Here is a 17,990-nt window from a genome sequence, read left to right on the forward strand (position 1 = left end):
CAAATGTGAATTCGCAGCATTTTTTTAGCGAACTCTGGCGATATAATGCCATTCCCTTGCCCGTCCCCTGCCGCCGCGATGACCCCACAAATCCAAGCCTTCCTCGACCCCGCCACCGCCACCGTCACCTATGTCGTGTACGAGGCCGATGGCCGGGACTGCGCCATCATCGATTCCGTGCTCGACTACGACCCGAAGGCGGGCCGCACGTCCACCACCTCGGCCGACAAGGTGATCGCCTTCGTGCGCGAACACGGCTTGCACTGCCGCTGGCTGCTGGAAACCCACGCGCATGCCGATCACCTGTCCGCCGCGCCCTACCTGCAGCAGCAGCTGGGCGGCGACGTGGCCATCGGCGCCGCCATCCAGACGGTGCAGCAGGCGTTCGCCGCCGTCTACCACCAGGACGGCGCCAGGGCCGACGGCTCGCAGTTCGACCAGCTGTTCGCGCCCGACCAGGTGTTTCATATCGGCAAGCTGGAAGTGCGCGCCCTGCACGTGCCAGGCCATACGCCGGCCGACCTGGCGTACCAGATCGGCGACGCCGTGTTTGTCGGCGACACCCTGTTCATGCCGGACGTGGGCTCTGCCCGCTGCGACTTTCCCGGCGGCTCCGCGTCCCTGCTGTACCGCTCGGTGCAGCGCCTGCTGGCACTGCCGCCGCAGACGCGCTTGTTCATGTGCCACGACTACCCGCCCAACGGCCGCGCGCCGCGCTGGGAAGTGACGGTGGCCGAACAGCGCGCCAGCAACATCCACTTGCGCGACGGCATCACGGAAGAACAATTCGTGGCCATGCGCACGGGCCGCGACGCCACCCTGGACATGCCGACCCTGATCCTGCCCGCCATCCAGGTCAACATCAACGCGGGCAAGCTGCCCGAGCCGGAAGACAACGGCGTGCGCTACCTCAAAATACCGCTGAACGCGATCTGATTGCCTCGGGCACTCCCCGCCCATCGCTCCTCCTTTCTTGACACCACGCAAGTCTCACCTCAGGCAATGCGCATACTGTGCAGATTGCCTGAGTTCACTTTGGCGCCGCCTTTTCCTGCTTAACGCTGACGGAGCGCCCGCATGTCGCCCGACCCTACGCTCGATACCAATTGCATCCTGCTCGCCGAAGCGGAAGGCACGACCTTGTTCAGCCATGCGCTTCTGCATGCGGTGACGCGCCTGCCCCGCCCCGGCATCGTCATCTTTGTGCACGGCGTCAATTCCGACGGCGAATGGTATGAGCAGGCGGAACAAGGCCTGTGCCACGGCCTGAATGCGCGCCTGAAGCGCCGCGACGAGGACCTGGTGATCCCCGGTCCGGCCGCCGGAAAAATGCAAGCCGCCACTTACGCACGCGAATTGACGGATGACGGCTTCCTCAATCCCAAGTGCAACGCCACCACCTTCCTGCAGGCGGACGATGCCAATTCGCCCGTGATCCGCTTTCGCTGGGGCTACAAGGCCAACGGCGAAGAGTTGCAGGCATTTGGCGACGGCATCTATCTCAACGAAAAGAATTACTGGGGCGGCGGGCCGTTCGCCAACGGCTGCAGCGCCCTGCCCGATCTGTGGGGCCAGGGCTTGTCGGAGGAACTGTTCCTGTGGATGCATATCCAGCACATGAACCCGACGAATGACCGGCAAGTGTACGCCTGCCCGCCGCGCCCGTATTTCGTGTTTGCCGCCTGGCGCCTGGCGCGTCTAGTACAATCGGTCAGGGCGTGCCAGCACGACGCACCAGTCACCATCGTCTGCCATAGCCAGGGCAATATGGTGGCCATGGCGGCCGCCTTTCTCGGTGAAACGCTGGGCGCTTCCGCCGCGGCTGACAGTTATGTGCTGTGCAACCCGCCCTACAGCCTGCTCGACAGCAATTTTACGGAAAACTGGGTCAGCGGCCATCTGAAGGATGAACATGGCAATACGGGCCGGCAAAAGTATGCGGCACGCACGCAAACCTTGAAAGCGTTTTTCAACATCCTGCGCACCCGTTCGGCAATGCAGCAGGATGCCGCCTTTGTCGACGAATTCAGCGCCAATCGCAAGTCTGAACGCAAGGACAGCTATACGGCCGCGTTCGACCGCGCCGACTACGGCTTGCATGGCTCCACCTATGGCCGGGTCACCCTGCACTTCAATCCGCACGACCAGGTGATTTCGGCCACGCCCGTGCAGGGCATAGGCTGGCGCGGCATGTCGGCGCAGGAAATCGCCGATACGGGCGGCGAAGGCGTCTTCACCCAGCGCGTGTTTGCGCAAAATCACCTTGTCGGCCAGGAAAATGAAAAGGATTACGATATCTGGCAGCGCAATGGCCAGCCACTGACGCCGGACAGCCTCGATTTCTGGCACCCGCGTTCACTGGCCGGCACGCGCATCAACGCCTTGCCGCCCAAGTCCTGGCGGCTGCCGATGAAGGCGCCCAAGCTGCCCGAGGCATTCCTGCCGCGCTCGAAGCGCTTTGCCGACACCAGCGAACAATTTGACGAAGGCTGCGATGCCCCGGCCGACTCCCTGAACAAGGACCGCGCCGCCGAAGCCGATGGCGCGTATGCGCCCTACCGTTCCCAAGGCAAGGGCGATGCGCAAACCGAGGCGGCGCTGCGCTACGAACAGAACGCCATGCTGCGCATGCAGGCCAGGCGCGACGGCTGGGTCGAAAAAGGCAAGCCTGTGACGGCGGTGGACCAGCCGGAGGAGGCTTCCACGAAATTCAATGCCTGGCGCAAGCAGGAAATCCAGAACTACCTGGCCGCCAATATCGACACCCACGCCACCGATCACTCGACCATCATGACCAATCCCGAGCATGCGCAGAAGGCGCTGGCGTATGACGTGGCGGTGGGCGTGTGCATGATCAGGCAGGAGGCGTTGCGCGAATTAAGGGTCGCGGCGGATTGGAGGTTGTTAGAGCCGCTCAATGCCACCGATGATAGCGCCGAATTTTTTGAGTATTACGACAGCGGAGAATTCAAAAAACATCTTTATACAAATGGGCTAACGCCAAAGACAGCCCTGCCAGAAAACCAAAAAGCATCGTTGACGAGCGCCAGAATGCCAAGCCTGCCGACCCTTCCACCAACTTTGCGCTGAGGACTGACGGTGCGTAACCTCATTGCCACGCCGCGCCGGCGACTGGCCCGGGCGCTCGCCGCATCTTTCATAGTCATTTGCCTTGCGCTCTGGCTCAACTGGCCAAGCTATGCAGGTCACCAGACTACCCATTCACCTGGAGAACTCATGAAACAGTTCCTTGCACTGCCCATGCTCGCCGCTTTCTCCCTGTTTGCGCTATTGACGGCCTGCGCCGTGCAACCTGTGCAGAAGGAAGACGATCTCCCAAGAAACACTGCCCATGCTCCCTTCCGGGCACAAGTGGTGGGCCTGCAGTGGCTCAATCCGCTGCAGCGGCTCGACTATCCGACCGAGTGGCAGTTGCTATGGACGTTGGGATTGGCCAAGCCCAACGAAAATGACGATATGGTCAGGACGGATCCCAGGGGTTTCAGCACCCTGCAGGCCGTCGCCCCCATTGCCCACGATCTCGATGGCACGGAAACGTTCAAGGGCTATCACTATAAATATGTGCGAAAATTAACTAGCCTATTTCATGACATTTACTACTCCAGCCCCACCTATTTTTATCGGGTCTATCCCAAGGATCAAAAACAGAACTGGCGCGAACTGGCAGGTATCCGCGTCGAATATGCCCTGCCTGCTGGTAAGTTGGACTCAGAAGAGGCAAAAAACACTACACGCGAACGCATCATCGATACCTTCAACATCGGCAATGTCAATTTCCCCACCCTCTGGACCCGCGCCACCCCGCCCGACGTGCGCATCACCCTCGGCGGCAACAATGCGGGCTTCGTCTCCCTGCAAGCCGCGCTGGCCTACCTGGAAGCGCATCCGCAGCAAACCGTATGGGTCATGAACTGGGACGCGCCGAGCCGGCCGAAAAGCATGCAGATCAATGAAAACCTGGTGCTGCTGGTGCTGGCCGGCCCCGATTACAAGACGGAGCGGGCGGCGCTGGCGTGGATAGGCTATCCGGCCACGAAAAGCGTGGCGGACTTTGAACTGGCCAAGGACCAGCCGCCGCGCGCCGTGCAGGCCTGGCAGGCAGTGTTCGCCGAGGCGGCGCGCCAGGGCGGCAGGACGGCGACCGATATTGGCTACGTCATCCACGACGCCAACAGGACCCTGCCCACCTCCTCCGACCGGCTGGGCCAGCTGGCGCAGGCGCTGACCCTGGAAGTGCCGGACTTCGACTTCCTGCCGCAGACCTTCAACACGCCGGCCCTGCTGGGCGAAATGGGCGCCGGCACGGCGCTGACCAATGTCGCCCTCGCCATCGCCCACGCGAACCACGTCGGCAAGAGCGTGCTGGTAGCGGGTACCAGCGATCCCGCCAGTGTCACGGGCGTGCTGGTCGCGCCGCCAGCCAGGGTGCGCCCCATAGCCCACGACAAGCCATGCTTCCGCGCGCGCGGCGAAAACCATGCGTATCTGCCCTGGTGGGGCATCCGGCATGACGCGAGCGACGACATCCAGGGCTACTCGAAATAAAGACAGAGGGCCCGGCCGCTGCGCGTGCCCCGCCCCTCCTCCCACTCACCACCCACTCACCTCCCCGTGCGCCGCCTGCCAGCGCCGCCGCAAGTATCAGGAATCGTGAGCCGCGCGCTCAGTATTTACGATTTGCTTCGTCCCCCTGCGGCGGCTTATCGTGTACCCGCAATGCGCGCAGCCCGGCTTTCCGGAACCCTGGGCATTGGCCAGCCGGCGCCGGCGTTGTTGCCAGGCGCCCCCTTCCCCCCTTTGCCTGGACAGGCACCGCCATGACTTACTTGACATACGCCAGCCCCCTGCCGCCCGCGCCGCCCCTGCGCCGCATCGATGCCGCCGCAGCCAGCCAGCCCGCAGGCGTGGACTGCGTCTGGGAGCAGGTGCGCGCGCTGGCGCAGCGACTTGCCGCGCGCGAGCCGCTGCTGCGCCCCATGCTCGACGAGCTGATACTGCCACACGACAGCCCCGCCGGACTGCTCGCTGCAGTCCTGGCGCACCGCCTGGGCGCGCGCGACATGCGCCCGGCCGTGCTGCGCCCGCTGTTCGAGGACATGTTAAGCACGCAGCCGCCCCTCCTGGCCAGCATCACGGCCGACCTTGCGGCCATCGCGCAGCGCGACCCAGCCTGTCCCGACGGCCTGCACGCGCTGCTGAACCTGAAGGGCTTTCATGCGCTGCAGACCTACCGCATGGCGCACCATCTGTGGACGGCGGGCCGCAGGGAGGCCGCCTTTGCCTTGTCCAGCCATGCCGCCAGCGTCTTCGGCATCGACATCCATCCGGCCGCGCGCATCGGCGCGGGCATCATGCTCGATCACGGCAGCGGCATCGTCATCGGCGAAACGGCCGTGGTCGACGACAACGTCTCCATCCTGCAGAACGTCACCCTCGGCGGCACCGGCAAGGAGCATGGCGACCGTCATCCGAAGATCCGTTCGGGCGTGATGCTGGGCGCGGGCGCCAAAATCCTCGGCAACATCGAGATCGGCGCCATGAGCAAGGTGGCCGCCGGCAGCGTGGTCCTGCGCGACGTGCCCGCACATTGCACCGTGGCCGGCATTCCCGGGCGCATCGTCCGCTACCACCAGGCCGACAGCCTGCCCGCCTTCGAGATGGACCAGATGCTGTAGCCCTGCCCAGCACACAATACATGGCGTCAAACGCAATAACAAAGTGCAAACCGTGCGTCTTCCGCCATGCCAAATCCCTCAGTACCATGTAATGACCGTTAATGGATGGATCAACCACCTTATGAATTCGCCGTCAAAACCCGTACCACCCTCACCCAGCCAGCAGGCCGTCCCGGCCGGCGCCGCCACGCCGCCCGTGCGTGGCGCGCTTGCCAGCCTGTCCCTGGCCATGCTGCTGCCGGCGCTGGGCACCAGCATCGCCAACGTGGGCCTGCCCGACATGGCCAGGGCCCTGCATGCGCCATTCCAGGATGTGCAATGGATCGTGCTGGCCTATCTGCTGGCCATCACCGCGCTGATCGTCAGCGTGGGCCGCCTCGGCGACATGATCGGCCGGCGCCGCCTGCTGCTGGCAGGTATCGCGTTGTTTGCCGTCGCCTCCGTCCTGTGCGCCCTGGCGCCCAGCCTGTGGCTGCTGGTCGCCGCACGGGCACTGCAGGGCCTGGGCGCTTCCGTCATGATGGCGCTGACCATGGCCTTTGTCGGCAGCACCGTGCCCAAGGCGCAAACGGGCAGCGCCATGGGCCTGCTCGGCACCATGTCGGCCGTCGGCACCACGCTCGGCCCCGCGCTGGGCGGCCTGCTGATCGCCCGCTTCGGCTGGCAAGCCATTTTCCTCGTCAACGTGCCGCTGGCCGGCGTGGCGCTGCTGCTGGCCTGGCGCTTCCTGCCGGCAGACCAGCGCGGCGCGCACGCCAGGCGGCCCGTGTTCGACCACCGCGGCACGCTGCTGCTGGCGCTGACCCTGGCCGCGTATGCGCTGGCCATGACCCTGGGCCGCGGCCAGTTCGGCATGCGCAACGTGGCGCTGCTGCTGGCCGCCTGCGTGGGCGGGGCCCTGTTCGTGTATGTGGAACTGAAGGCGCCGGCGCCGCTGATACGCCTGGCCATGCTGCGCGCGCCCGTGCTCAGCGCCGGCCTGGCGACCAGCATGCTGGTGTCGACGGTGATGATGTCCACCCTGGTGGTCGGCCCCTTCTACCTGGCGCGCGGCCTGGGCCTGAGCACGGCCGTCACCGGCATGGTGCTGGCGGCAGGCCCGCTGGTCGCGGCGTTCTGCGGCGTGCCGTCCGGCTGGCTGGTGGACCGCTACGGCGCGCAGCGCATGGGCGGCGCGGGCCTGTGCGGCGCGGCCGGTGCCTGCCTGGCGCTGTCCCTGCTGCCCGCCAGCCTGGGCATCCCCGGCTACGTCGCGCCCATCATGCTGCTCACGGCCAGCTACGCGCTGTTCCAGGCAGCCAACAATACCGCCGTGATGGGCGACATCGCTGCCGACCAGCGCGGCCTCATTTCCGGCATGCTCAATCTGTCGCGCAATCTGGGCCTCGTCACGGGCGCCTCCGTGATGGGCGCCATCTTCGCTTTTTTTGCCAGCGCCAGCGATATCGCCAGCGCCCAGCCAGCCGCCATGATCCGTGGCATGCACGCCACCTTTGCCGTGGCCAGCGCGCTCATATTCGCCGCGCTGGCCATTTTCGCGCTCGGCCGCACCCTGGCCAAGCCCCCTACGCCTTCTGGAGACACCGCATGATGCGCTACCGTCCGATTCCCTCCCTGCCTGTCCCGCTGTTACTGCTGCTGGCCCTGGCCTGCAGCGCCACCTTATCCGGCTGCGGCCGTTCGCAGGCCGCGCCTGGCGGCCCGCCGCCCAAACCCACCGTTTCCGTGGCGCTGCCGGAAACGTCGATGGTGCAGGCGACCCTCGACTACACGGGCCGCATCGAGCCGTCGCAGCGCGTGGAAGTGCGCTCGCGCGTGTCGGGCTATTTGCAGCAGATCGCCTTTCGCGATGGCCAGCAGGTCAAGGCCGGCGATGCGCTGTTCGTCATCGACCCGCGCCCCTTCGCGGCGGCGCGCGACCGCGCCCAGGCCAGCCTGGCCCAGGCCAATGCGCGCAGCAAGCTGGCCACGGCCCAGTTCGCGCGCAGCAGCCGGCTGCAGCAGACGGGTGCGGCCAGCACCGAGGAACTGGAACGGGCGCGCGGCGAACTGGAAGGCGCGCAGGCGGCCGTCATGTTGAGCCAGGCGGAATTGCGCAGCGCCGAACTGGAACTGTCCTTCACCACCATGCGCGCTCCCATCGCCGGCACGGTGTCGGACCGGCGCGTTGACGTCGGCAACTACGTGGCCGGCGGCGCGGCGCAGAGCGGCGTGCTGACCACCATCGTTGCGCACAGTCCCGTGCGCGCCATGGTCGACTTGTCGGAAGCGGATTTCCAGCGCCTGCGCCAGCAAAGCAAGCTGCCGTCCAAGGTGCAGCTGGCGCTCGATGGCGGCGGCCCCGCCCAGGATGCCACCGTCGACTTTGTCGACAACGAGATCAGCGCCCGCTCGGGCACGGTGCGCCTGCGCGCCAGCCTGGCCAACGCCGACCGCGCCGTCATGCCGGGCAGCTTTGCGCGCGTGCGCATTCCCGTCGGCGCGGCGCAGGAACGCCTGCTGGTGCCCGACGCCGCCATCCTCAGCGACCAGAACAAGAAGATGGTGTTCGTCGTCGACGCGGCGGGCAAGGTGGCGCCGCGCAAGCTGGAACTGGGCGGCCTGCAGGGCGACAAGCAGATCGTGCTGTCCGGCCTGACGCCGCAGGACAGGGTCATCGTCTCCGGCGCGGCCAAGGTGCGCCCGGGGGACCAGGTGCTGGTGGCCGCTCCCCGCGCCAACGGCGCATAAGGAGAGACCATGCGTTTTTCCCAATTTTTCATCCGCCGTCCCGTGTTTGCCATCGTGCTGTCGATCCTGATCACCTTGGTGGGCGCGGTGTCGGCCATGCGCCTGCCGATCTCGGAGTTTCCCGAGATCGTGCCGCCCACGGTGACGGTAAAGGCCAACTACCCGGGCGCCTCGGCGCAGGAAATCGCCGATACCGTCGCCGCGCCGATCGAACAGGAAATCAACGGCGTCGACGGCATGCTCTACATGTCCTCGCAATCGGTGGGCGACGGCAAGCTGACCATCAGCGTGGTGTTCAAGCCGGGCACCAACGTCGAGCAGGCCCAGTCACTGGTGCAGAACCGCGTGGCGGTGGCCGAAGCGCGCCTGCCCGAAGCCGTGCGCCGGCTGGGGCTGGCCGTCAAGAAGGCCTCGCCCGACCTGCTGATGGTGGTGCTGTTCGATTCGCCGAAAGGCACGCGCGACCAACAGTACATCTCCAACTTCATCGGCACCGCCATCAAGGACAAGCTGGCCCGCGTCGAAGGCGTCGGTGACATCTACACGCGCGGCGCGCGCGACTTCTCGATGCGCATCTGGCTCGACCCGGCGCGCGTGGCCTCGCTCGGCCTGAGCGCGCCGGAAGTGATCGCCGCCGTGCGGCAAGCCAACTCGCAGGTCGCCGCGGGGGTATTGAACCAGCCGCCCGGCGGCAGCGACGGCGCCTACCAGGTGCAGGTGCAGGCGCAAAGCCGCCTGCGCGACGTGAGCGAATTCGAATCCATCGTCGTGGCCGCCCATGCCGACGGCGGCGTGGTGCGCCTGCGCGACGTGGCGCGCGTCGAGATGGGCGCGCAGGATTACACGGAAAGCGGCTTCGTCGACAACCGCACGGCCATCGCGCTGGGCATCAGCCTGCTGCCCGGCTCGAACGCGCTGGCCACGGGCGACCGCGTGCTGGCCCAGCTGGCCAAAATGGAAGCCGATTTCCCGCAGGACGTGGCCTACCACGCCTACTACAACCCGACCGAATTCATCCGCTCCTCGATCGACAAGGTGCGCGACACCATCTTCGAAGCGGCGCTGCTGGTGTGCCTGGCCATGCTGCTGTTCCTCGGCTCGTGGCGCGCCGCCATCATTCCCATCCTGGCCATTCCCGTGTCCCTGGTCGGCACCTTCACTGTGCTTGCCGCGATGGGCTATACCCTCAATACCCTGTCGCTGTTCGGCCTGGTGCTGGCGATCGGCATCGTCGTCGATGACGCCATCGTGGTGGTGGAAAACGTCGAGCGGCACATGGAGGAAGGCATGAGCCCCGTCGCCGCGGCGCAGCGCAGCATGAACGAGGTGGGCTTCGCCCTGGTCGCCATCGCGCTGGTGCTGGTGGCGGTGTTCGTGCCGACCGCCTTCATCGATGGCATCTCCGGCATGTTCTACCGCCAGTTCGCCGTCACCATCGCCGCCTCCACCGTGATCTCGGCGCTGGTGTCGCTGACGCTGTCGCCGGCCCTGGCCGCGCTGCTGCTCAAGCCGCAGCACGATGCCAGCAGCCTGGGCGCGCGCTGGATGACCATCTTCAACCGCGGCTTTTCCCGCCTGACGGGCGGCTATGTGCAACTGACCGGGCGCATCCTCTCGCGGCGCTGGCTGATGCTGCCCGTGTATCTGGTGCTGGCGGGCCTGACCCTGTGGCGCCTGGACGTCACGCCGCGCGGCTTCGTGCCGCAGCTGGACCGCGGCTATGCCATCGTCTCGATCCAGCTGCCGGCCGGCTCGACCCTGGCGCGCACCAGCGAAGTGGTGCAGGACGCCACGGCCCGCCTGATGAGCCATCCCGGCGTGGCCCACACGGCCGCCTTCGTCGGCACCGACGGCGCCACGTTTACGTCGGCGCCCAACACGGCCGTCATCTTCACCATGTTCAAGGACTTCGGCGCGCGCGCCAGCGATGGCCTGGACGGCCCGGCCATGCTGGGCGCCATGCGCGCCAGGCTGGCGCCCATCAGCGCAGCGCGCGTGATGGTGATACCGCCGCCTTCCGTGCCCGGCATCGGCACCGGCGGCGGCTTCAAGCTGATGCTGCGCGATACGGGCGGCCTGGGACCGCAAGCCTTGCAGGCGGCCGCGCGCGGCATCGTCGAGGAAGCGTCCAAGCTGCCCTCGGTGATGGGCGCCTTCACGCCGTTCAACGCCATGAGCCCGCAGATCAAGGTTGAACTGGACCGCACCAAGGCCGAATACCTGGGAGTGCCGCTGCTGCGCGTCAACGAGACCCTGCAAAGCTACATGGCGCCCGTGTTCGTCAATGACATGAATCTGATGGGCCGGGTCTGGCGCGTCACCGCCCAGGCGGACGCGCCCTACCGGCGCAGCGTGGCCGACCTGGCCGCGCTCAAAACGCGCGCCGCCAACGGCGACATGGTCCCGCTGGGCAGCGTGGCCACCTTCAGCGAAGGCACGGCGCCGTTCCGCGTGCCGCGCTACAACCTGTATCCTGCGGCCGAAATCCAGGGCAGCACCAGGCCTGGCTACTCGACGGGGCAAACCATCGCCGCGATGGAAGAGCTGCTCAAGGCGCGCCTGCCGGCCGGCTTCGATTACGAATGGACGGAACTGGCGCTGCAGGAAAAACACGCGGGCGGCAGCACCGGCATGGTGCTGGGTCTGGCCGTGCTGCTGGTGTACCTGCTGCTGGCGGCCCTGTTTGAAAGCTGGCTGCTGCCCCTGTCCGTCGTGCTGATCGTGCCCAGCTGCGTGCTGGCCACGCTGATCGGCGTGTCGTGGCGCGGCCTGGACAACAACGTGCTGACGCAGATCAGCATCGTGGTGCTGATCGGCCTGGCGGCCAAGAATGCCATCCTGATCGTCGAATTCGCGCGCCAGGCGATGGCGGCCGGCGCCGATGCGCGCGAAGCAGCCATCGCCGCCGCACGCACGCGCTTGCGGCCGATCCTGATGACCTCGCTGGCCTTCCTGCTGGGCGCGATACCGCTGATGCTCTCTTCCGGTCCTGGCGCGGAAATGCGCCAGTCGATGGGCACGGCCGTCTTCGCCGGCATGCTGGGCGTGACCTTGTCGGGCCTGTTGTTTACACCGTTGTTTTTCACCTTGCTGAGCAGGCGCCGCGCGGCGCCTGCCGCACGCACGGTCGCGCTGGGAGAAGCCGCATGAACTGCATGAGACACATGACAACCCTGACAGCGCCCGTGCTGGCGGCGCTGCTGGCCCTGGCCGGCTGCAGCGTCGGCACGCCCACGCCGACGCGGACGCAGGGCACGGCGCAGCTGCCGGTGCTGCCCTCGGCCGCCGGCGCGCCAGCGCTGCAGGCCGGCGCGCCGCCGGCGCTGTGGTGGCAAGAACTGGGCGATGCCAGGCTGGAGCAGCTGGTCAAACGCGCCTGGCAAGACAATTACGACGTGCGCATCGCCGCCGCGCGCCTGGCCAGCGCCAGCGAGTTCGCGCAGGCGGCGCGCGGCGCCCGCCTGCCGACGGTAGACCTCGACGCCCAGGCCGGGCGCGCGCGCCTGGCGGCGATCGAGAGCAGCGACGGCCAGCCGCACATCGCCTCGCCGGTGCAGTGGAACGCCGTCTTCAGCTGGGAACTCGACCTGTTCGGCCGCGTGCGCCACAGCATCGCCGCGGCCGACGCTTCCGCCGACGAGCGCGCCGCCGTGCGCGACGACGTGCGGCGCCTGATCCTGGCGCAGGTGGTCGATGCCTACCTGGTGCTGCGCGGCGCGCAGCAGATGCGCGCCAGCCTGCAGGAGCAACTGTCGAACCAGTCCGGCACATTGCGCCTGGTGCGCGAGCGCGAGAGCGCGGGCCGCGCCGCGCCGGCCGAGCGCATGCGCGCCGAGGCGCAGATGCGCCTGGCCAGCGCCCGCCTGCCCAGCCTGAACGCGGACGAGCGCGTGGCGCGCAACCGGCTGGCGACCCTCACGGGCCAGCGCCTCGATGCGCCGGAACTGGCGGCGCTCGACCAGCCGATGCCGCTGGCGCTGCCGCAGACACTGCTGACGGACGAACCGGCCCACCTGCTGCTGCGCCGGCCCGACGTGCGCGCGGCCGAACGCGCGCTGGCGGCGGCCAGCGCCCGCGAAGGCGCCGCCATTGCCGAGCGCTTCCCGCGCATCAGCCTGGGCGCCCTGTTCGGCGCCTCCGGCGTGGCCGGCGACTGGAATGGCGGCGATGCGGCGCGCTGGCATGCGGGCGCCGCTTTTTCCCTGCCGCTGTTCGATGGCGGAACGCGCCGCGCCCGCGCGCGCGCGGCCGGCGCCGAGGTGCTGGCCGCGCAGGCCGGCTTCGACAAGGCGCTGGCGCTGGCGCTGGAGGAAACCGACAGCGCCATAGCGCAATGGGTGCAGCTGCGCAGCCGCCATGCGGAACTGCGCGAGGCGCACCAGCTGGCGCAGGAAAGCGCGCGCCTGGCCCGCGTGCGCTACCAGGAAGGCGCGGAAAGCCTGCTCGGCGTGCTCGAAGCGGAACGCATCGCGCTGGCCACGCAGGAGCAGCTGGTGACGGCCCACCGCGACGTGGCCATCGCCACGGCCCATGGCTACACGGCCATGGCGGGCGGCTTCGACGGGCCCGTGACGCGCTAGGATGACGCTGCCGGCGGCGTCAGGCGGCGTCGATCTGGCCGGCGCAGGCGTCGACCACGCAGCCGCGCAGCCAGCGGTGGGCGGGGTCGGCGTCCATGCGCGGATGCCACATCAGCGAGACGGTCAGGTCCGGCATGCGCAGCGGCAGCGCAAAGCTGAACATGCCGGCGCGCAGATTGCCCGTATGCCGTTCCGGCACGGTCGCGATCAGGTCGGAGCCGGCGGCCAGCGCCAGCGCCGCCGTAAAGCCGCCGACGATGCTGCTGATCGTGCGCTGCAGTCCCAGCGCGGCCAGCGCATCGTCCATCGGTCCCGTATCCTGGTCGCGCCGCGCCACCAGCACGTGCTGGCCGGCCGCATAGCGCTCGGCGCCGATCTCGCCTTGCGCCAGCGCATGGCCGCTGCGCACCACGCCCACGAAACGGTCGCCGAACAGCCGGCGCGTGCGCACTTCCGGGCTGGTGAAACTGCCGATCACGCCCGTCTCCAGGTCGATGCTGCCCTCGCGCAGCTGCACGCTTTCGCGGTCGACCTTTTGCACGAAGCGCAGACGCACGCCGGGCGCCTGCGCGCCGATATGCGCGAGCAGCGCCGCGCCGAAATTTTCCACGAAACCGTCGCTCGAACGCAGCGTGAATGTCTGCTCCAGCTGGCGCGGATCGAGCCGTTGCGCCGGCCCCAGCACGGCCAGCGCCTCGCCCACCAGGTGGCCCACCCGTTCGCGCAGTTCCAGCGCGCGCGGCGTGGGCACCAGTTCGCGCCCGGCGCGCACCAGCAGCGGATCGCCGGTCGTCTCGCGCAGGCGCGCCAGGGCGCGGCTCATGGCCGATGGACTCAGGCGCAAGCGCCGCGCAGCGCGCGTGACGCTGCCTTCGGCAAGCAGGACATCGAGGGTGATTAACAGGTTCAGATCGGGGATCGACATAGTTGCTTACCTTAGCATGATTTACCGGGCCCATGGCGCCAGACGCATGGATACATTGCGCGCCACACGCCTTCCGGCGCGCCCGGCGCGGCGCTACGATGACTGCATCGCCACTTTGATCGACAACGACATGCCAGCCATTCTTGCTCCTTCATCCGCCCAAGCCGCCCGCGCCAACCACCACGCACCGGCATCGATGCCGTGGAGCGCCCGGTGAGCCGCCTGCTGTCCTGGGCGGCGCGCTTCCTTGCGCCGGCCAGCGACGCGCCAATCCAGGAGCAGCAGCAGGGACAGGACGGCAGCGAAGGCAAGGCTGCGGCCGCGCCGGCCGACGCCTATCCACTCGACGCCACCGGCTGGGGCACCTGCGGCTGGCCACTGTAGGCACGCCTTTAGGTCAGCACGCGCCCGCCATCACTCGCCTGCACCAGCAAGCCATCGGCCAGCCAGCGCAGCAGCAAGGGCGCCGGCGCGAACGGCGCGCCAGCCTTGTCCAGCATGTGCGCCTGCTGCGCTGCCGCCAGCGCAGCGCCCAGGGTGGCCCCGCCCGCCAGCACGCCCAGCGCCCCGGCTTCCACCGCGTCGATCTCGCGCACCTGCGGCGTCCAGCCGCTGCGGTACACCAGCGCCAGCGTGCCACCCATCGCATCGGGCGGCATGGCGTGTTGCGCCGGTGCGTCGTGCGCCAGCCAGATCGCCGCCGCGCGCCAGGGCGAACGGTACAGCACGGCCGCCGGATGCAGCGCCAGCTGCCATGCAGCGACCTGGTCCGCCCCGGCCGCCTGCACGTCCCTTAGCGTCAGGGCAGCGGCATCGGGCGCGCCATGGGCTTCGTGCAGCAGCCACTCCAGACGCGCCACGTCGGCAAAATAGCCGTGCGCGGCGGCCGGCGGCCAGGCGGCCAGAAACACTGGCAGGCTGGCGCCGAAACGGGCCAGGTCGGCGCTGCGCGACGGATGCGCATCGCCGTAGGCATGCGCCATGCCCAGGAACCAGGAGTCGCCGCCCAGCGCGCGCAGCACAGGATACACGAGCTGCAGCGAGCGCGCATGATGCTGGCGCAGCGCCTGGGCATAGCGCGCCAGGGCGCCGGCGCCGCGCGCATCGGTGCCCAGCCACGGCGCCAGCGCGCAGGCATCCGGCGCGGGGGCGCAGATCTGCGCGCCGAACGCCGCCTGCAGGCGCGCCAGTTCCTCAAGCGTCATCGCAGGCCGCCAGGGCCGCCGGCGCGCACACCGCGCCGGCAAGCGCCCGCGCGCGGGCCACTTCGTCCAGCAAGGTGGCGAAGGGCGGCAGGTTGGTATCCCATTCGACCAGGGTGGGCAGCGGGCCGTAGCGGCGCAAGGCGGCGCGGTACAGTTCCCATACGGCAGCGGCCACCGGCGCGCCATGATGATCGACCAGCAGGCCGCCATCTTCGCAGTGGCCGGCCAGGTGCACTTCACCGACCAGGCCCGGCGCCAGCGCCGCCATCGCGGCCAGCGCATCCTCGCCATGGTTGCACTGATTGACATACAGGTTATTGATGTCCAACAGCACGCGGCAACCGGTGCGGCGCGCCACGCAGGCGAGGAACTCCGTCTCGCCCCAGCTGTCGCCGGGAAAGCGCACATAGGTCGAGACGTTCTCCAGCAGGATCGGGCGGCCGAGTACCTCCTGCACCAGGTCCACGCGCTGGCAAACCAGTTCCAGGCTGGCCCGGTTCAGCGGCAGCGGCAGCAAGTCGTTGAGCGTCGCCTCGCCGGTGGCGCCCCAGCACAGGTGCTCGGACACCAGCATCGGTTCGATGCGCGCGGCCAGGCGGGCGATGCGCTCGACATGGCCGCGCGAAAAGCCGTGCACGGAGCCGAGGCCCATGCCGACGCCATGCAGCGAGACGGGATAATCGGCGCGCAGCGTTTCGAGCACATGCAGATCCCAGCCGCCTTCGGCCAGGTAGTTCTCGCTGTGGACCTCGAGCCAGTCCACGGGCTGGCGTCGCGCCAGCATGTCGCTGTAGTGCGCGCCGCGCAGGCCGATGCCCACCAGGGGCGCGGCAATGTCGACCTCGCGCATCAGGGCAAGCCGCGCGCGCCCGCTGGCGCCGCGCCGCCCTTGGCCACCGTGCCGGGCGCCGCGTCCAGTTCGCGCACCACGCGCAGGCCGATCCAGCCGCGCCGCCCTTCCGCGCCCAGGCCCAGGCGGGTGGCCGCGCGCACGAAGTTCGGCGTGTCGGTCCAGGAAGCGCCGCGCGCTACGCGCTTCTTGCAGCCCGCTTCCTCCCACGCGCGGCCGTCTTTCGGCGCGCCCTCGTAGTCGCTGTGCCAGCAATCGGCCGTCCACTGCCACACATTGCCCAGCACGTCGTACAGCCCTGCCGGATTGGGCGCGTAGCTGCCCACCGGCGCCGTCGTGGGCCAGTTGCCCGAGCCGGAGACCACGCCGCCGCAATGCTTCTGCTGCGGGCAGTCGTCGGGGCCGTACTTGGCGTCGCCGCGCGTGATGTCCTCGCCCCACCAGCGCGCCGTGACGGTGCCGGCGCGCGCCGCATATTCCCACTCGGCCTCGGTGGGCAGGCGATAGCGCGCGCCGCTCTTTTTCGACAGCCAGCGCAGATAGCTTTGCGCATCGTTCCAGCTGACGTTCACGGCCGGGCGCGTGCCGCGTCCCCAGCCTTCGTCCGACGGCCGGTAGCCGTCGCAGCCGCCGTCCTGCACGCAGGCGTCGAACTGCTCGAACGTCAGGCTGAAACGGCCGATGGCAAACGGCTGCAGGATCTCGACCGGATGCTGGCCCTCATTGCCGAAGCGGCCGCTCTCGCCAGGCGGCGATCCCATGAGGAAGCGCCCGGCCGGCAGCGGCACCATTTCCGGGCAGGCGCCGTCGCAATCGCGGAACGATTTGCCCGCCACCACGGGAGTGGTGAGGCTGGGGTCGACGGCATCGGGCTTTTGGCGGGACAAATAGGCGGACAGGTTGGCGATATCGCCATCCGTCAGGGGCGCCACGGCCGTGTTCATCAAGGGGCTGACGCGCGCATGCGAGCGAAAGGCGCGCAGCTGGGTGTCCAGATAGGCCAGATTCTGCCCGGCCAGCTTCGGATAATCGGCGACGGCGGCATTGCCCTTCGGGCCATGGCAGGCGGCGCACGCCGGCAGCGCGCGCGCCGCGTCGCCCTGGTGGTACAGCGCGTCGCCGGCCGCCACATCGGCCGGCGGACCGGTCCTGGCCGGCGCCGCGCCCGGGCAAGCCAGCGGCGCCGCTTCCACCTTGCCGCCCAGCGCCGTGCACGTGCCGGCCGGGACGGTCATCCATTCGCCGGGATCGCGGTCGACGGTCGCCATGCCCGAGCACAAATGGAAGCAGGTGGTATTGGCGCATTCATTCTGGCCCGCCTTCGCCACGCCATAGCAGATTTCGCTCTTCGCAGCGGCTTTTTTTTCCGGTGCCTGCGCCGGCGCGGGCACCGCCACGGCCAGCGCGCAGGCCGCAGCCACGGCCGCCTGCACCAGCGCCTGCCGGTTCTGCGGCGGCGCTGGCGTTGGCGATGCAGCGGTCTTGCCAGTCGTTGATACTTGCACCATGCGGTGACTCCTTTTTCAAAAAATGTCCGGCAGGCACGCCTGCCATGCGGCGTCAGCCGGCGCTGTCAGTCGTAGTGCGCGCTCGCTTCGATCAGCTCGATGCGGTAGCCGTCCGGGTCCTGCACGAAGGCGATGACATTGCTGCCGTGTTTCATCGGCCCCGCTTCGCGCGTGACGGTGCCGCCATGCGCGCGCACCCTGGCGCACACGCTGGCGGCGTCGTCGACCGCCAGCGCCAGGTAGCCGTAGGCGTCGCCATGGGTGTAGGCTTGCCGGTCCCAGTTGTGCGTCAGTTCGATGGCGGCATGCGCCGGCGCCTCGCCATAGGCGACGAAGGCGCGCGTGAAGCGCGCGTCGGGATAGTCGTGGCGCCGCTGCAGGGTCATGCCCAGGGCGTCACGGTAAAAATGCAGGGCGGCGTCGAGGTCGGCGACGCGCAGCATGGAGTGCAGTATGCGCATGGTGTGATGGCTCGGATCAAGTTGGGACAAGGGCG

14 protein-coding genes are annotated in these 17,990 nt (G+C 68.4%); 9 read left to right on the forward strand and 5 right to left on the reverse strand.

The features are described from left to right. Positions 1-78 precede the first annotated feature (78 nt). From AC54AF_RS06475 to AC54AF_RS06510, 8 genes are all read left to right on the forward strand, one after another. Positions 79-936, forward strand: a complete 858-nt coding sequence (locus AC54AF_RS06475; protein ID WP_496635865.1) for an MBL fold metallo-hydrolase — start codon at positions 79-81, stop codon at positions 934-936. 141 nt (positions 937-1,077) lie between these two features. Next, a complete protein-coding gene (locus AC54AF_RS06480; RefSeq protein WP_496635866.1) occupies positions 1,078-3,090 on the forward strand; it encodes a T6SS effector phospholipase Tle3 domain-containing protein in 2,013 nt (670 codons plus the stop codon). A gap of 147 nt (positions 3,091-3,237) precedes the next feature. After that, positions 3,238-4,566: a hypothetical protein gene (locus tag AC54AF_RS06485; RefSeq protein ID WP_496635867.1), complete on the forward strand. Its 1,329-nt coding sequence runs from the start codon at positions 3,238-3,240 to the stop codon at positions 4,564-4,566. Positions 4,567-4,838: 272 nt separating this feature from the next. Then, complete coding sequence (gene cysE / locus AC54AF_RS06490) at positions 4,839-5,696, forward strand: serine O-acetyltransferase (RefSeq protein WP_496635868.1); 858 nt, start codon at positions 4,839-4,841, stop codon at positions 5,694-5,696. Between the two features lie 121 nt (positions 5,697-5,817). Next, complete coding sequence (locus AC54AF_RS06495; protein WP_496635869.1) at positions 5,818-7,287, forward strand: MFS transporter; 1,470 nt, start codon at positions 5,818-5,820, stop codon at positions 7,285-7,287. Next, on the forward strand, positions 7,284-8,426 hold the full coding sequence (locus AC54AF_RS06500; RefSeq protein ID WP_496635870.1) for an efflux RND transporter periplasmic adaptor subunit: 1,143 nt from the start codon (positions 7,284-7,286) through the stop codon (positions 8,424-8,426). Before AC54AF_RS06495 ends, AC54AF_RS06500 begins: the two co-directional genes overlap by 4 nt. A gap of 9 nt (positions 8,427-8,435) precedes the next feature. Then, complete coding sequence (locus AC54AF_RS06505; RefSeq protein ID WP_496635871.1) at positions 8,436-11,576, forward strand: efflux RND transporter permease subunit; 3,141 nt, start codon at positions 8,436-8,438, stop codon at positions 11,574-11,576. Positions 11,577-11,590: 14 nt separating this feature from the next. Further along, the gene (locus tag AC54AF_RS06510; protein WP_496635872.1) at positions 11,591-13,006 is read left to right on the forward strand and encodes an efflux transporter outer membrane subunit; all 1,416 of its coding nucleotides are present in this window, start codon (positions 11,591-11,593) and stop codon (positions 13,004-13,006) included. 19 nt (positions 13,007-13,025) lie between these two features. Here the strand turns inward: AC54AF_RS06510 and AC54AF_RS06515 are convergent, their stop codons facing one another. Beyond that, positions 13,026-13,931, reverse strand: coding sequence for a LysR family transcriptional regulator (locus tag AC54AF_RS06515; protein ID WP_496635873.1), 906 nt, complete (start codon positions 13,929-13,931; stop codon positions 13,026-13,028). A gap of 213 nt (positions 13,932-14,144) precedes the next feature. Here AC54AF_RS06515 and AC54AF_RS06520 point away from each other — a divergent pair, with 213 nt between their 5' ends. Further along, positions 14,145-14,315 carry a hypothetical protein gene (locus AC54AF_RS06520; RefSeq protein WP_496635874.1) on the forward strand — a complete coding sequence of 57 codons (171 nt, stop codon included), beginning with the start codon at positions 14,145-14,147 and terminating at the stop codon, positions 14,313-14,315. Between the two features lie 8 nt (positions 14,316-14,323). Here the strand turns inward: AC54AF_RS06520 and AC54AF_RS06525 are convergent, their stop codons facing one another. The 4 genes from AC54AF_RS06525 to gloA form a co-directional block, all read right to left on the reverse strand. Beyond that, entirely contained in the window at positions 14,324-15,136 is an 813-nt protein-coding gene (locus AC54AF_RS06525; RefSeq protein ID WP_496635875.1) for an HvfC/BufC family peptide modification chaperone, read from the reverse strand. Beyond that, on the reverse strand, positions 15,126-15,986 hold the full coding sequence (gene bufB / locus AC54AF_RS06530) for an MNIO family bufferin maturase (protein WP_496635876.1): 861 nt from the start codon (positions 15,984-15,986) through the stop codon (positions 15,126-15,128). Before bufB ends, AC54AF_RS06525 begins: the two co-directional genes overlap by 11 nt. Further along, on the reverse strand, positions 15,986-17,494 hold the full coding sequence (gene bufA1 / locus AC54AF_RS06535) for a BufA1 family periplasmic bufferin-type metallophore (protein WP_496635877.1): 1,509 nt from the start codon (positions 17,492-17,494) through the stop codon (positions 15,986-15,988). Before bufA1 ends, bufB begins: the two co-directional genes overlap by 1 nt. A 65-nt stretch (positions 17,495-17,559) precedes the next feature. Beyond that, on the reverse strand, positions 17,560-17,955 hold the full coding sequence (gloA, locus tag AC54AF_RS06540) for a lactoylglutathione lyase (RefSeq protein WP_496635878.1): 396 nt from the start codon (positions 17,953-17,955) through the stop codon (positions 17,560-17,562). Between the last annotated feature and the right edge of the window lie 35 nt (positions 17,956-17,990).

Source organism: Janthinobacterium sp. JF4 (assembly GCF_059617925.1).